Below are 14,529 nucleotides of genomic sequence, written 5' to 3'. Positions count from 1 at the left end.
GTCGCCTGAGTCCAGGCGCAGGGGAGCGCGGACAGCCGACGACGGGGAGGGCCACACGTTATGGCAGTGCAATTCGGTCGCCGACTGCGCAGAGGGGCGACCACCACTGCTGTGGCCGCCGCCGCTGTCGCGGCGCTTTCCGCCTCGCAGGCCCCCGGTTCGCCCCTGGTCGCGGCCGAGGGCGACCAGCCGGCCGTGGGCGCGACGCCCTCGGACGACAACGCGGCCTCCGGCAACTCGCCCTACTACACGGACCTGCCGCCGCTGAACACGCCCAACAAGCCCGGCACTTCCGTCGATCTGCCGGTGACCGGCAGCGCGGAATCGGGCATACCCGCCTCGATCCTGGCGGCGTACAAGAAGACCCAGCAGACCGTCGCGGGCACGGACGCCGCCTGCCGGCTGCCGTGGCAGCTCCTCGCCGCGATCGGCAAGGTCGAGTCCGGCCAGGCCCGCGGCGGCCGCGTCGACGCGCAGGGCACCACGCTCTCCCCGATCCTCGGCCCGGCCCTCAACGGCCAGGGCTTCGCCCTGATCAAGGACACCGACAACGGTGCCTACGACGGGGACTCGACGCACGACCGCGCGGTCGGCCCGATGCAGTTCATCCCGTCCACCTGGGAGACCTGGGGCCAGGACGGCAACGGCGACGGCCGCAAGGACCCCAACAACATCTACGACGCGGCCCTCGCCGCCGGACGCTACCTCTGCGCCGGCTCCCGCGACCTGTCGATCGCCGCGGACCTGGACCGGGCGGTCCTGAGCTACAACCACTCGGACGAGTACCTGCGTACCGTCCGTTCCTGGTTCGAGTACTACAAGCGCGGCACCCACGAGGTCCCGGACGGCAGCGGCGTCCAGCCGGCCGGCCTCGGCAACGGTACGGACGCGGGCCGCACCGGCTCCACCGCGTCACCGTCTCCGTCGGCCTCGCCTTCCCCGCACGGTTCGCCGGCCCCGAAGCCCCCGTCGAAGCCGGCCCCGAAGCCGCCGTCGAAGCCCAGCCCCACCCCGACGGACCCGGGCGGCCCGGCCGGCAAGCCGACGTACCCGCCGCCGACTCCCGAACCCACGCCGTCCCAGACCGTCGCCGGGCTGAAGAACGCGGGCACCGGCACCCTGACCGCCACCGCGGGCGACGCCTTCGCCGAGCGGATCAAGGTACGGGCGCGCAACGGCTTCGGCGGCCCGCTCGCCAAGGTGTCCGTGACCTTCGCCGTCACCGGCGACACGGACGCCGCGTTCGCCGGTGGGAAGCGCACCGTCATCCTCACCACCGGCGCCGACGGCACGGTCACCGCGCCGGTGCTGAAGGCGGGCGAGAAGACGGGCGAGTTCGCCGTGCGCGCGACGGCCACCGGCACCTCGCTGCCCGCCGTCAGCTACTCCGCGACGGTCACCGCCCGGCAGGCCGACACGATCGCCAGGACCGGCGTCGAGAAGCTGACCGCCGAGGCCGGCGCCACCTTCGCCGACGTCGAGGTCAAGGCCACGTACAAGGACGCGGCCGCCCACGGCGTCGCCGTCACCGCCACCATGATCACCGACGACGAGAAGCCGGCCGAGAACGACAAGGGCCCGTACTTCGAGGTCAAGGACGGCGAGCCCGTCCGCACCCTCACGGACCTGAGCACCGACGCCGACGGCAAGCTCGTCCTCCCGGAGATCCACGCCGGCGACACGGCGGGCACGTACAGGCTGCGCCTCACCACCGAGGGCGGCGCCACCGTCGTCATCGAGCTCACGGTCGAGGCCGCTGCCTGACCGAACAGCGCCCCGGAACAGCCCCTTTGCCGACACCCGGCCAAGGGGCTGTTCTACGTGTTCTCATCTCGCGCCCCGGTTGCTACGGTGCCCCAGCCCTGACGACCCATCAGCTACACGCTCCCGGGAGGCCGAGCATGCGTGCCCTCGTCGCCGCCGCCATCGGACTGGCCGCCGCCCTCGCCCTCGTGCTCACCATCAGCGCGGTGGGCGCACCACCCGGTGAGACCTCGCCCAAACCTCTGCTGACCACCGTCCCGGGCCCCAAGAACTAGCCGCCCGCACCCCACAACGCAGTCCGCACCGCACAAAGCCCGCTCGCACAGCACAAAGCCTGCTCGCACCGCACAAAGCCCGCTCGCACCGCACAACGCCCGTCCGCACAGCACAACGCCCGTCCGCACCACGGAATGCAGAGGGAGGACACCCCATGCGCCGCCGAGCCAGCCTCGTACTCCTGGCCTTCGCCGTCTTCTTCGCCGCGCTGTCGCCGTTGCTGCGCTGGTACGCCTTCCCGCGGCTGGCGAAGATCCCGCCGAACCAGTACCAGGAGACCGTGCTGGAGGCGAAGCCCGCGACCCTGCTCGACTACAGCACCCTCACGGCCAAGAAGGTCGACAAGCTCACCATCGTGCAGACCCTCAAGGGCAATGTGGAGGAGTCCGAGAAGATCGAACGCAGCGCCGGCCGCGACGTCGTCGTCTGGGACGCCCTCTCCTATGTCCAGGGTCCGGACGGCAAGATGGTCTCCAAGATCCCCGAGCGCTACATCTTCGACGCGCACAGCCAGGCCCCGGTCCACGCCACCGGTGAAATGGTCGACGGCGACCAGGTCAGCCGCGAGGGCATCGAGTACAAGTGGCCCTTCCTCACCGAGAAGCGCGACTACCAGTACTTCGACGCCCAGACCCGCACCAGCTCGCCCATCCACTACAAGGGCACCCAGACGTTCCGCGGTCTGAAGGTCTACTACTTCGAGCAGACCATCCCGTGGACCAAGGTCCCCATGCCGAAGACGATGCCCATCAAGGGCATCACCCCGCAGCAGATCGCCAAGACCGGGATGACCCGCTGGTACACCACCAAGCGGATGTTCTGGGTCGACCCCGTCACCGGGGCGCCGGTCAACGGCGAGGAGATCCACCGGGAGGAGATGCGGAACGCGAAGGCGATGGGCATGCCCAAGGACACCGTCACCGTGTTCGCCGGGGACGTGAAGATGCGCGAGGACTACATCGCCTCGATCGTCGACCAGGTCAAGTCCCAGCGCGTGCTGGTGCTGCTGCTGACCTCGTACCTGCCCTGGGGCTTCCTCTTCCTCGGCGCCGCGCTCCTGGCCCTCTCGCTCTGGCTGGAGGCCCGCTCCCGGCGGCCGGGCACACCGAGGCCGCACACCGCACCGGAACCCGTCCCCGACCCGGAACCTACTCCCGCTTGAGCCGGGCCTTCGTGAACCGGGTCGCCTCCACCGTCGTCGGGTCCTCGGGCCACGGGTGCTTCGGATAGCGGCCGCGGAGCTCCGCGCGCACCGCCTTGTAGCCCTCCCGCCAGAACGACGCCAGATCGGCCGTCACCGCCGCCGGGCGGCCGGCCGGCGAGAGCAGATGGACCAGGACCGGAACCCCGGCCACCCGCGGGGTCTCCTGGAGACCGAACAGCTCCTGGAGCTTCACCGCGAGCACCGGCTGCGCCCCGCCGTACTCCACCCTGATCCGTGAACCGCTCGGCACCTCGATCCGCTCCGGGGCCAGCTCGTCCAGCCGGGCCCCCTCACCGGTCGCCCACGGCAGGAGCCGGCGCAGCGCCTGTCCGGCGTCGATCCCGGCGAGCGCGGAGCGGCGCCGGGCCCGCGACAGCTCGGGCTCCAGCCACTCCCCGGTACGGCTCAGCAGCGCCTCGTCCGACACATCCGGCCAGGGCTCGCCCAGCTCCCGGTGCAGGAAGGCCAGCCGCTCCCGGAGCTGTCCGGTGTCCCGGGTCCAGCGCAGCAGGCCGAGCCCCTCCCGCCGCAGGCCCTCCACCAGGGCCTCGCGGACCAGGGCGGGGTCCGGCTGCTTCAGCGGGCGCGCCGACAGCTCGATGGCGCCGAGGCGTTCCACCCGGCGGGCCACCACGTCGCCGCCGTCCCAGTGGACCTCCTCGCCCGCGAACCGCAGATGCCCGGCGGCCAGCCGCGCCGTGTCCTCGTCGATCACCGCGGCGAGCCGGACCCGCGCGGACGCCGACTGGGCCGGACGGTCCGCGACCGCGACCGCCAGCCACGCCGCACTGCGCAGCCGTGAGCCGTCCCGCAGCTCCGCCCCCGTGCCGGACGCCATCAGGAACGCACCCTCGCCCCGGGCCCGCGCCACCCGCTCCGGGAAGGCCAGGGCCGCCACCAGGCCGACGGCGGCATCGTCCGGGCCCGCTGATCCGCCGCCCCCGCCGCCCCCGGCGCCCTTGGACGAGGAGGACAGTCGCCGCACCTCCTGGCGCCAGCGGGCCGCGTAGGAGTCCTTGCCCTGGCGTGCGGTGCGCAACGCGGCCGCCAGGTCGTCCCCGTACTCCCGGGGCGGTTCCTCGCTCAGCAGCGCCACCACCTCCGCGGCCCGGCGCCCGCCGACCGAGGCCGCCCCGTCCAGCAGCGCCCTGGCCAGCCGGGGATGCAGCCCCAGCCGCGACATCCGTACGCCCCGCTCGGTCACCCGCCCGTCCGGGCCCACCGCGCCGACGGCCGTCAGCACCTCGTGGGCGGCGCCCATCGCACCGGCCGGAGGAGCGTCGAGCAGCGCGAGTCCGGTGGCCTCCGGATCGCCCCAGCAGGCCGCCTGGAGGGCGAACGCGGCAAGGTCGGCCACCTTGATCTCGGGGGAGGGGAACCGTGCGAGGCGCCCGTCCTCGGCCTGCTCCCAGCAGCGGTAGACCGCACCGGGCGCCTCGCGGCCGGCCCGGCCCGCCCGCTGGCGGCCCGACGCCTGCGAGGCCCGTACCGTCGCCAGCGCGCTCAGGCCGCGGGCGTGATCGGTGCGCGGCTCCCTGGCCAGCCCCGAGTCGACGACGGTCCGCACCCCCGGCACGGTCAGCGACGACTCCGCCACCGAGGTCGCCAGCACCACCCGCCGCCCCTCGGATGAACCGGCCAGCACCGCGTCCTGCACCGCCGCGGGCGCCCGCCCGTGCACCTGGAGCACCTCGGCCGCGACGCCGGACAGCTGCCCCGCCACCCGGCCGATCTCACCGACACCGGGCAGGAAGCACAGCACGTCGCCGTCCCGCTCGGCCAGCGCCCGCCGCACCACCGCGGCCACATGGGTCAGCAGCGCGGGATCGACCCGCATCCCGTGCGGCGGCCGCACCGGCCGGGCAGGCGGCGCCCACACCACCTCCACCGGGTAGGAGACGCCCTGCGCCTCGACCACCGGTGCGTCGCCGAGCAGCCGCGCCCAGCCCTGCGCGTCGGTCGTCGCCGACGCGGCGACCAGCCGCAGATCGGGCCGGATCGCCGCCCGTACGTCGAGGAGGAAGGCTGCGACCGTGTCCGCGTCCAGATGGCGTTCGTGGCACTCGTCGATGATCACCACATCGATTCCGGACAGCTCCTGGTCGCGCTGGAGCCGCTGGAGCAGCACCCCGGTGGTGACCACCTCCACCACGGTGTCCGGCCCCACCACCCGCTCCCCGCGCACGGTGAACCCGACCCGCTCGCCGGCCCGCTCACCGAGCAGCCAGGCCATCCGCCGCGCCGCCGCACGGGCCGCGATCCGCCGGGGTTCGGCGACCACCACCCGGCGGGGCGGTCCGTCACCGGTCAGCCCGGCCAGGACCAGGGGGACGAGGGTGGTCTTGCCGGTGCCGGGGGGCGCGCACAGCACGGCGACACCACGGTCGTCGAGGGCCCGCCGCAGAGCGGGCACGGCGGTGCGGACGGGCAGTCGGTCCAGGGCGTCGGTGCGGATCACGCCCCCAGTGTCGTACGGCCCGTTCCCGCGCCCCGCTCCGGCCGGTGCCTCAGTCCCGTACGCAGACGAAGATCGCGGTTCCCGGGATCAGGTTCCCGCGCAGCGGCGACCAGCCGCCCCATTCCTGGCTGTTCCAGGCGGGCCACTCCGGTTCCACCAGGTCGACCAGGCGGAATCCGCCCGCCACCACGTCCCGTACCCGGTCACCCAGCGTCCGGTGGTGCTCGACGTACACGGCGTCGCCGTTCTCGTTCTGCTCGACGTAGGGGGTGCGGTCGAAGTAGGAGGCGGTGACGGACAGGCCCTCGGGTCCCGGTTCGTCCGGGAACGCCCAGCGGACCGGATGCGTGACGGAGAAGACCCAGCGGCCTCCCGGGCGCAGCACCCGGTGCACCTCGCGGAACACCTGGGCCGGGTCCGCGACGAACGGCACCGCGCCGTAGGCGGAGCAGGCCAGGTCGAAGCTGCCGTCGTGGAAGGGGAGCACCCCGGCGTCGGCCTGGACCAGGGGGATGCCGCCGCCGATCCGCAGGGCGTGCTGGAGCTGGCGGTGCGAGAGGTCGAGGGCGACCGGGCGGGCGCCCTGGGCGGCCAGCCAGCGCGAGCACTGCGCCGCGCCCGCCCCGATCTCCAGGATGTCCAGGCCCTCCAGGTCGTCCAGGGGGCCCAGGAGTCCGGCCTCCATCTCGTCGATGCCCTCGGGGCCCCAGACGAACCGGTCGTCGCCGAGGAAGCCGCCGTGGTCGCTCTGGTACTCGTCGGCGTTGCGGTCCCACCAGCCGCGGCTGGCCCGGCTGCTCTCGGCCTCGTCCGCGCTGCGGCGTGTCGCCTCGGGTTCGGCCTGGTCGATCTCTTGGCTCATCGTGCCCGTCGCTGTAGTTTGCCTTCACCCCGTCGTACGCGGTACGTACCAAGGGGGATCCGTGAGTACGGAATCCGTGTGTCCGGACATCATCGGTGCCGATGTGGCCTCGGTGAACACGAGTTGTGCCGGGTATGGGGCGTTCCGCCCCTGGTGTGCGCCTTCGCGCATTGACCGTGCCCTGCTGCCCCCGTATGCTACAAGTTGCGCTGCGAGCCTGCGCGCCTCAGACCTAGCAGGCCGCGCTCGCATCTGTTGTATGTCCCCTCGGTTCACGAGGCGCCTCCCGTTCGCGGGATGGGCGCTTCCCAGGCTGTCCGGCTTCTGCAGAGGCGATACGGGCTCACGGCGTAGCAGTAACTTCGACTCACTGTCCGTACCGGAGCCCTTTCCCACATGACGAGCAGCACCGAGACCACCGCCACCACTCCGCAGGTTGCGGTCAACGACATCGGCGACGCGGACGCGTTCCTCGCGGCGATCGACGAGACGATCAAGTACTTCAACGACGGCGACATCGTTGATGGCGTCATCGTCAAGGTTGACCGCGACGAGGTTCTCCTCGACATCGGTTACAAGACCGAAGGTGTCATCCCGAGCCGCGAGCTCTCGATCAAGCACGACGTCGACCCCAATGAGGTCGTCAAGGTCGGCGACGAGATCGAGGCCCTGGTTCTCCAGAAGGAGGACAAGGAAGGCCGCCTGATCCTCTCGAAGAAGCGCGCTCAGTACGAGCGTGCCTGGGGCACCATCGAGAAGATCAAGGAAGAAGACGGCATCGTCACCGGTACCGTCATCGAGGTCGTCAAGGGTGGTCTCATCCTCGACATCGGCCTCCGGGGCTTCCTGCCGGCGTCGCTCGTCGAGATGCGCCGCGTCCGCGACCTCCAGCCGTACGTGGGCAAGGAGCTCGAGGCCAAGATCATCGAGCTGGACAAGAACCGCAACAACGTGGTCCTGTCCCGCCGTGCCTGGCTCGAGCAGACCCAGTCCGAGGTCCGTCAGACGTTCCTCACGACCCTCCAGAAGGGTCAGGTCCGCTCCGGCGTCGTCTCCTCGATCGTCAACTTCGGTGCCTTCGTGGACCTGGGTGGCGTCGACGGTCTCGTGCACGTCTCCGAGCTGTCCTGGAAGCACATCGACCACCCCTCCGAGGTCGTCGAGGTCGGCCAGGAGGTCACCGTCGAGGTTCTCGACGTGGACATGGACCGCGAGCGTGTCTCCCTGTCGCTCAAGGCGACGCAGGAAGACCCGTGGCAGCAGTTCGCCCGGACGCACCAGATCGGGCAGGTTGTTCCCGGTAAGGTCACCAAGCTCGTTCCGTTCGGTGCGTTCGTGCGCGTCGACGAGGGCATCGAGGGCCTGGTCCACATCTCCGAGCTGGCCGAGCGCCACGTGGAGATCCCGGAGCAGGTCGTCCAGGTCAACGACGAGATCTTCGTCAAGGTCATCGACATCGACCTCGAGCGTCGTCGCATCAGCCTCTCGCTGAAGCAGGCCAACGAGTCCTTCGGTGGCGACCCGGCCTCGGTCGAGTTCGACCCGACGCTGTACGGCATGGCCGCGTCGTACGACGACCAGGGCAACTACATCTACCCCGAGGGCTTCGACCCCGAGACCAACGACTGGCTCGAGGGCTTCGAGGCTCAGCGCGAGGTCTGGGAGACCCAGTACGCCGAGGCGCAGTCGCGCTTCGAGCAGCACCAGGCCCAGGTCATCAAGTCCCGCGAGGCCGACGAGGCCGCTGCTGCCGAGGGCGCTGCTGCCCCGGCCGGCAGCGCTCCGGCTGCCTCCAGCGGTGGCGGTGGCGGCGGTGGCGGTTCGTACTCCTCGGAGTCCGCGGACAACTCCGGCGCCCTGGCGTCGGACGAGGCCCTGGCTGCCCTGCGCGAGAAGCTGGCGGGCGGCCAGAGCTGACGCTCTGACCCTCCGGCCGGTCATCGGCTGCAGTAGATGAAAGTGAGGCCCGCTCCCCTCGGGGGGCGGGCCTCACTCATGTCCGCGACGGGCGTGCGGACGCGGCTTTATGGGGTGACGGAGATGTTGGTGAGGCCCTTGCCGCCGGTCACCGTGTTGCTGCCGCGGACCGTGGTGACACAGCTCGTGCTGTAGTTGGTGATGTTGAACGCGAGCTGCTTGTCGCCCGTCGAGCCGGACAGGTCCGAGGTGTTGTCGCGGAAGACGGTCCCGCAGCCCCAGCCGCTCTGCTGGGTGTGCGTCTCGTAGCCGTTGTTGGTCGTACGGGAGCCGTGGTTGCCCTCGACCAGCACGTCGTTGCCCTTCACGTCGACCCAGGAGTCGTCGTAGTTGGCCCCGGTCAGCCCGCTGCCGTCGAAGGTGTTGCCGACGATCCGCGTACCCGTGGTGCCCTCCTTGATGTCGACGTTCTCGCCGCCGACGTCCGGACCGATCGTGTTGTCCAGGATCTGGACCCGGTCGCTGTTGTCGGAGAGATCGCCCGCGGTGCCGACGTAGACGCCCTCGCCCATGCCGCGGCCGTTGTGCCCGGTGTCGTAGATCCGTGAGTTCTTGATGACGCCGTCGCTGCTGGACTTGCGGAAGTGGACGCCCTCCATGTCGAGGTCGTGCACGGTCACCGAGTCGATGACGACACCGTTGGCGCTGTCGGCCACGATGCCCTTCTGGCCGCCGGAGACGGTGATGCCCCGCACGGTCCAGTACGAGGCGCCGTTGAGGTGCAGTCCGTAGCCGCCGCCGGCCGTGAGGACCGCCCCGGCGGAGCCGGTCAGGGTGATGCGTGCGGAGGCGGTGGCGGGGACGGTCGCCTTGAAGTTGTTGGTGTACGTGCCGTCCGCGAGCTGGATCGTGTCGCCGGGGACGGCCGCGGTGAGGGCCGCCTTGAGCTGGGCCGCGGTGCTCACCTCGATGACCGTCGTGGCTCCGGCGGTGGCGGCCGAGGCGAGGACCAGGCCGCCGGTGGTCAGGGCGGTGGACAGCAGGGCGGCGAGCAGCGTGCGGGTGCGCATGGGGGTGCCTTCCCGTCGAAGGATTCAAGGTTCAGGGTTCTCGTACATGAACGTGGGGCGAGTTTCTGAACTTGCTGCCCGTGAACGTAGGGACGGAGTGACGCCGTGTCAAGGTCTGGACCATTGCGGGTGAGGGTGGTGCAAGGGGGAGCGGGGGAAACGCGAGGGACGCACGAGAAACTGACGGCTCGGTACTCGGCCTCGTCGCGAACTCGGCGCCTTCGCCGAGGTGTTCATCGGCCTGAACGTCAGTGCCTCGACGCACTGCACTCGCGGGTACCTGGGTAAACACCTCGTGAAGGGGTGCGGCCGGGAATGCCCGTGCCCCTCGGGGCGTTCTTCTTCAGGAACACAAGGAGGAGCGGTAACCGTGGCTGATCCGCAGAGTTTGTACGAATGGGAGCCGAAGGGCCTGGCCGTCGTCGACATGGCGCTTGCCCAGGAGTCGGCCGGACTGGTCATGCTCTACCACTTCGACGGGTACATCGACGCGGGTGAGACCGGTGAGCAGATCGTCGACGGTCTGCTCGAATCGCTGCCGCACCAGGTGGTGGCCCGCTTCGACCACGACCGCCTCGTCGACTACCGCGCACGGCGCCCCCTGCTGACCTTCCGGCGCGACCGCTGGACGGCGTACGAGACCCCGACGCTGGACGTCCGGGTGGTCCAGGACGCGACCGGGGCCCCGTTCCTGCTGCTGTCCGGGCCGGAACCGGACGTGGAGTGGGAGAGGTTCGCCGCCGCCGTCGAGCAGGTCGTCGAGCGCCTCGGCGTGCGTCTCGCGGTCAACTTCCACGGCATTCCGATGGGGGTCCCGCACACCCGCCCGGTCGGCGTCACCCCGCACGGCAACCGCACCGACCTCATGCCAGGACACCGCAGCCCGTTCGACGAGGCACAGGTGCCCGGCTCCGCCGAGGCCCTCGTCGAGTACCGGCTGATGGAGGCCGGACACGACGTACTCGGTGTCGCCGCCCATGTGCCGCACTACGTCGCCCGCTCCGCCTACCCCGACGCCGCGCTCACCGCGCTGGAGTCGATCACGGCGGCGACCGGACTGGTGCTGCCGGCCATCGCCCACGCCCTGCGCACCGAGGCGCACCGCACCCAGACGGAGATCGACCGCCAGATCGGGCAGGGCGACGAGGAACTCGTCTCGCTGGTCGAGGGCCTTGAGCACCAGTACGACGCGGTGGCGGGCTCCGAGACCCGGGGCAACCTGGTCGCCGAGCCGGTGGACCTGCCGTCCGCCGACGAGATCGGCCTCGAATTCGAGCGCTTCCTGGCCGAACGGGAAGGCGACAGCTGACCTCCAGCACGACGACCGCCGATTCCACCGGTCCGGCCCCGCAGGCCTGGCATAGGCTGCCGTTCCGCCTGTCGGGCCCCGCGGGCGTGGCACTAGGCTGCCGCCCATGCTGAAAGTGGGCCTGACCGGTGGAATCGGCGCCGGCAAGAGCGAAGTGTCACGGCTGCTCGTCGGCCACGGAGCCGTCCTCGTCGACGCCGACCGGATCGCCCGCGAGGTCGTCGAACCCGGAACCCCCGGGCTCGCCGCGCTCGTCGAGGCGTTCGGCACCGGAATCCTGAACCCGGACGGCACCCTGGACCGGCCGAAGCTCGGCTCGATCGTCTTCTCCGACGCCGAACGGCTCGCCGCCCTCAACGCGATCGTCCACCCGCTGGTCGGTGCCCGCTCCGCCGAGCTGGAACGGGCCGCGGGCCCCGACTCCGTGGTCGTCCACGACGTTCCCCTCCTCGCCGAGAACGGCCTCGCACCCCTGTACGACCTGGTCGTCGTCGTCGATGCCGCTCCCGGGACCCAGCTCGACCGCCTCGTGCGGCTGCGCGGGATGACGGAGCCGGACGCCCGTGCCCGGATGGCCGCGCAGGCCACCCGCGAGGAGCGGCTCGCCGTCGCCGACCTGGTCATCGACAACGACGGACCGGTCGAGGCCCTGGCGCCACAGGTCCGCGAGGTCTGGTCGGAGCTGGTGCGGCGGGCCGCGGCCGGCTGACCCCGGAGCCGATGCGGCGCGGCCCGGACCGGAATACCGGACCCCGGAGCGACGTTCACACCGAGGTGGCCGAGGGAAGGATGCGACTGTGCCCGAGAGGAACCCGGAAACCCACGTCATAGACTTCCGCGCGGCCGAGCAACTGCTGGCCGCGCGCGATCCCCGGGGCGCCGTGAAGCTGCTCGACTCGGTGATCGCCTCCCACCCGGAGAACACCGCCGCCCGGCTGCTGCGCGCCCGCGCCTTCTTCGCGGCCGCCCAACTGCGCCCCGCCGAGCTCGAATTCGAACTCGTCCTGGAACGGGAGCCGGACAACGCCTTCGCGCACTTCGCGCTGGCCCGGACCTTCGAGCGGGCCGGCCATCCGGAACGGGCGACCCGTCACTTCAGGCTGGCGGCCGCGCTCGACCCCAACCCGGAGTACCTGAGGGCCGCCCGCTTCGATACGGAGGGCTGAGCGGCTGCCGGGTGACCTCCGAGGCCGCCCGCCATGCTCTGGCCCGATTGTCGTCGGGCCCGCGGTCAGTCCCCGTACCACCGCCGTCCCCCGTGGCCCGGTCCGTGCGGCGGGACGGTGGGGCCCGGCTGGTAGCGCGGGCCCTGGTGGACGCGGTGGACGATCACGGCCAGATCCACCAGCATCAGGACGAGCAGCACACCGCAGGCGGTCGCCCACCACGGGCGGCCGGTCAGAGTGAAGGCCGTCAGGCCGAGGACGGTCCAGGCCAGGCCCCATAGACTCAGCCGGAGCCGCAGTCGCAGAGAGCTGCGTGCAGTCGTCGGTTCACTACCGGTACGCATGGCGATCGCCTCTCCTGCCAGCATGGACCCGCGACGGCGGACCGCGGCGGGCCGACGAGAGACGCGGCCGACGAGAGATGCGGACCGACGAGAGATGGTGGGGGCGGCGGCGATGAGTGGCACGGCATGGGGGAACGACTCCGTCCGGAGGTCCCGGGTCCGGGGGTGCCTGCTGGGCGGGGCGATCGGGGACGCGCTGGGCAATCCGGTGGAGTTCCTGTCGCTCGCGGGCATTCGGCGGGCCCACGGAGAGCAGGGCATACGAGGCCTCACGGCCGACGAGGACGGGGTGGCCGGGCGCGTCACGGACGACACCCAGATGACGCTCTTCACGGCCGAGGGACTGATCAGAGCCCACTCCCGGGCCATGGCCAAGGGGATCGGCGGCGCCGAGACCGCGGTCCTCAGGCACGCCTATCTGCGCTGGCTGGACACCCAGAACCACTCCGCGCCGCCCGACCCCGAAGGGGATGACATCGTCCGCACCGGCTGGCTCAGGCAGCAGCCCTGGCTGTACGCGCGGCGGGCCCCCGGCAACGCCTGTCTGACCGGGCTCGCGGCCGGGTACACCCCCGACCCGAGGGCCCCGCTCGGCGAGCCCGGCCCGGTCAACACCGGCTCCAAGGGGTGCGGCACGGTGATGCGCTCCGCCCCCTTCGGTCTGACCGGCCGGCCCGCGAGTGCGAGCTTCGGGCCGGCCGCCCGCTGCGCGCAGATCACCCACGGCCACCCCACCGGCGCCTACGCGGCCGGCACGCTCGCGGCGATCGTCGCCCACCTCCTGGACGGCGACTCCCTGCCCGGTTCCGTGCTGCGGGCCATGGAACTGCTGGCCCGCCACCCCGGGCACGAGGAGACGACCGCCGCGCTCCGGGCGGCGGTCGAGCTGGCCGCCCAGGGCGCCCCGAGCGCGGAGAAGGTGGAGTCGCTCGGCGCCGGCTGGGTGGCCGAGGAGGCGCTCGCCATCGCCGTGTACTGCGCACTGGTCCTGCCGGGCGCCGGTCAGGTGGACGAGGCCCTGCTGCTCTCCGTCAACCACTCGGGCGACAGCGACTCCACCGGTGCCGTCTGCGGCAACTTGCTGGGCGCCCACCACGGCGAAGTACACCTTCCGCCGACCTGGCTGGTGCGCACGGAAGGGCGGGCGGTGATCGCCGAGGTGGCCGACGACCTCTCCCTGGAGTTCGAGCACGCGGTCGAGTGGCCGCCCGGCCGCTACCCGGGGTGCTGATGTGAGCCGAGGCGCGGGTCAGCCGGTCAGCAGCCGAAGCCCCCGTACAGGTGGTCCACCTTGTCGAACGAGGCGCGCAGCCGGCTCAGTTCGACGCCCCCGGCCGCCGCCGACGACGCCAGGGTTTCGGGACGGGACGGGAACGGCCTCCGGTGACGGTTTCGGGACGGGAACGGCCTCCGGTGACGGCTCGTTAGGCGTACATGAGCGGACAACTGATACGTGAGGGCTATTCAGGGACCGGTCCCGGCGCGATCACCCCGGACGGCTGCGCGGTGGAGCTGTACACCCGGCTGTCCGTCGGCAGCGAACCGGATGTGATCGCCGGGGCCGTCCCCGCCGGGTCGAGGATTCTGGAACTGGGCTGTGGCGCGGGCCGGGTGACGCATCCGCTGATCCGCCGCGGGTTCGATGTCACCGCGGTGGACGAGTCGGCGCAGATGCTGGAGAAGGTGCGCGGCGCGCGTACGGTGCAGAGCCCCATCGAGGCCCTGGAGCTGGGTGACGAGACGTTCGACGTGGTGATGCTGGCGTCGTTCCTGGTGCACACGGGCGACCACCGGGTGCGGGACGGACTGCTGCGGACCTGCCGGAGATACGTGCGCGACGGCGGGGTGGTGCTCATCCAGCGTGAGGGGCCGGATTACCACACCGGACTGCCGAGAGAGCGTGTCGAACCGGCGGGGTACACCCTGCGCATCGTCTCCTCGCAGCCGGTCGGGGACGGGCTGCGCTCGGTGCGCGCCGAGTACGAGTTCGACGACGCCCGGTGGTCGCAGACGTTCCTGTCACGGCCGCTGTCGAAGGAGCAGTTCGAGGAGTATCTGGCGGCGGCCGGCCTCGGCGTGGACCGCTATCTCACGGATGACGCCGTCTGGGTGCGGGCCGTGCCCCGGTAGCGGCGCGGGGCGGCGGCCGGCCGGCGCGG

General features: G+C 71.7%; 13 protein-coding genes. 9 read left to right on the top strand and 4 right to left on the bottom strand.

Translation table 11 applies throughout. The features are described 5' to 3' along the window. The first annotated feature begins 60 nt into the window (after positions 1–60). The 3 genes from ACZ6S6_RS01035 (at position 61) to pgfA (ending at position 3,202) form a co-directional block, all read left to right on the top strand. Entirely contained in the window at positions 61–1,764 is a 1,704-nt protein-coding gene (locus tag ACZ6S6_RS01035; protein WP_469702841.1) for a lytic transglycosylase domain-containing protein, read from the top strand. A gap of 137 nt (positions 1,765–1,901) precedes the next feature. Further along, on the top strand, positions 1,902–2,039 hold the full coding sequence (locus ACZ6S6_RS01030; RefSeq protein WP_123469382.1) for an SPW_0924 family protein: 138 nt from the start codon (positions 1,902–1,904) through the stop codon (positions 2,037–2,039). A gap of 155 nt (positions 2,040–2,194) precedes the next feature. Then, positions 2,195–3,202 carry a cell envelope lipid trafficking protein PgfA gene (gene pgfA / locus ACZ6S6_RS01025; protein WP_362953769.1) on the top strand — a complete coding sequence of 336 codons (1,008 nt, stop codon included), beginning with the start codon at positions 2,195–2,197 and terminating at the stop codon, positions 3,200–3,202. Here pgfA and hrpB read toward each other — a convergent pair. Then, positions 3,189–5,702 carry an ATP-dependent helicase HrpB gene (gene hrpB, locus ACZ6S6_RS01020; RefSeq protein WP_469702838.1) on the bottom strand — a complete coding sequence of 838 codons (2,514 nt, stop codon included), beginning with the start codon at positions 5,700–5,702 and terminating at the stop codon, positions 3,189–3,191. The genes pgfA and hrpB overlap by 14 nt on opposite strands. Positions 5,703–5,751: 49 nt before the next feature. Then, entirely contained in the window at positions 5,752–6,564 is an 813-nt protein-coding gene (locus ACZ6S6_RS01015) for a class I SAM-dependent methyltransferase (RefSeq protein WP_469702836.1), read from the bottom strand. A gap of 396 nt (positions 6,565–6,960) precedes the next feature. Between ACZ6S6_RS01015 and rpsA the strand changes: the two genes are divergently transcribed. Continuing rightward, positions 6,961–8,481 (top strand): 30S ribosomal protein S1, encoded by a 1,521-nt coding sequence (rpsA, locus tag ACZ6S6_RS01010; protein ID WP_362953774.1) that lies wholly within the window; start codon positions 6,961–6,963, stop codon positions 8,479–8,481. A 107-nt stretch (positions 8,482–8,588) separates the two neighbouring features. Here the strand turns inward: rpsA and ACZ6S6_RS01005 are convergent, their stop codons facing one another. After that, positions 8,589–9,551 (bottom strand): right-handed parallel beta-helix repeat-containing protein, encoded by a 963-nt coding sequence (locus ACZ6S6_RS01005; protein WP_469702834.1) that lies wholly within the window; start codon positions 9,549–9,551, stop codon positions 8,589–8,591. 370 nt (positions 9,552–9,921) lie between these two features. Between ACZ6S6_RS01005 and ACZ6S6_RS01000 the strand changes: the two genes are divergently transcribed. From ACZ6S6_RS01000 to ACZ6S6_RS00990, 3 genes are all read left to right on the top strand, one after another. Continuing rightward, entirely contained in the window at positions 9,922–10,860 is a 939-nt protein-coding gene (locus ACZ6S6_RS01000) for a PAC2 family protein (RefSeq protein ID WP_362953777.1), read from the top strand. A 106-nt stretch (positions 10,861–10,966) separates the two neighbouring features. Further along, entirely contained in the window at positions 10,967–11,569 is a 603-nt protein-coding gene (coaE, locus tag ACZ6S6_RS00995) for a dephospho-CoA kinase (RefSeq protein WP_469702832.1), read from the top strand. 88 nt (positions 11,570–11,657) lie between these two features. Beyond that, complete coding sequence (locus tag ACZ6S6_RS00990; RefSeq protein WP_362953781.1) at positions 11,658–12,026, top strand: tetratricopeptide repeat protein; 369 nt, start codon at positions 11,658–11,660, stop codon at positions 12,024–12,026. Positions 12,027–12,091: 65 nt separating this feature from the next. Here the strand turns inward: ACZ6S6_RS00990 and ACZ6S6_RS00985 are convergent, their stop codons facing one another. Then, positions 12,092–12,370, bottom strand: a complete 279-nt coding sequence (locus ACZ6S6_RS00985) for a DUF6343 family protein (protein WP_469702829.1) — start codon at positions 12,368–12,370, stop codon at positions 12,092–12,094. Positions 12,371–12,482: 112 nt separating this feature from the next. Between ACZ6S6_RS00985 and ACZ6S6_RS00980 the strand changes: the two genes are divergently transcribed. Both ACZ6S6_RS00980 and ACZ6S6_RS00975 read left to right on the top strand, forming a co-directional pair. Next, positions 12,483–13,601, top strand: coding sequence for an ADP-ribosylglycohydrolase family protein (locus ACZ6S6_RS00980; RefSeq protein WP_469702827.1), 1,119 nt, complete (start codon positions 12,483–12,485; stop codon positions 13,599–13,601). A 203-nt stretch (positions 13,602–13,804) separates the two neighbouring features. After that, entirely contained in the window at positions 13,805–14,500 is a 696-nt protein-coding gene (locus ACZ6S6_RS00975; protein WP_469702824.1) for a class I SAM-dependent methyltransferase, read from the top strand. Positions 14,501–14,529: the final 29 nt, after the last annotated feature.

It is taken from the genome of Streptomyces sp. NPDC048671 (assembly GCF_055587045.1).
The sequence above is the reverse complement of the archived record's forward strand: the minus strand, read 5'-3'. Positions and strand labels throughout refer to the sequence as shown.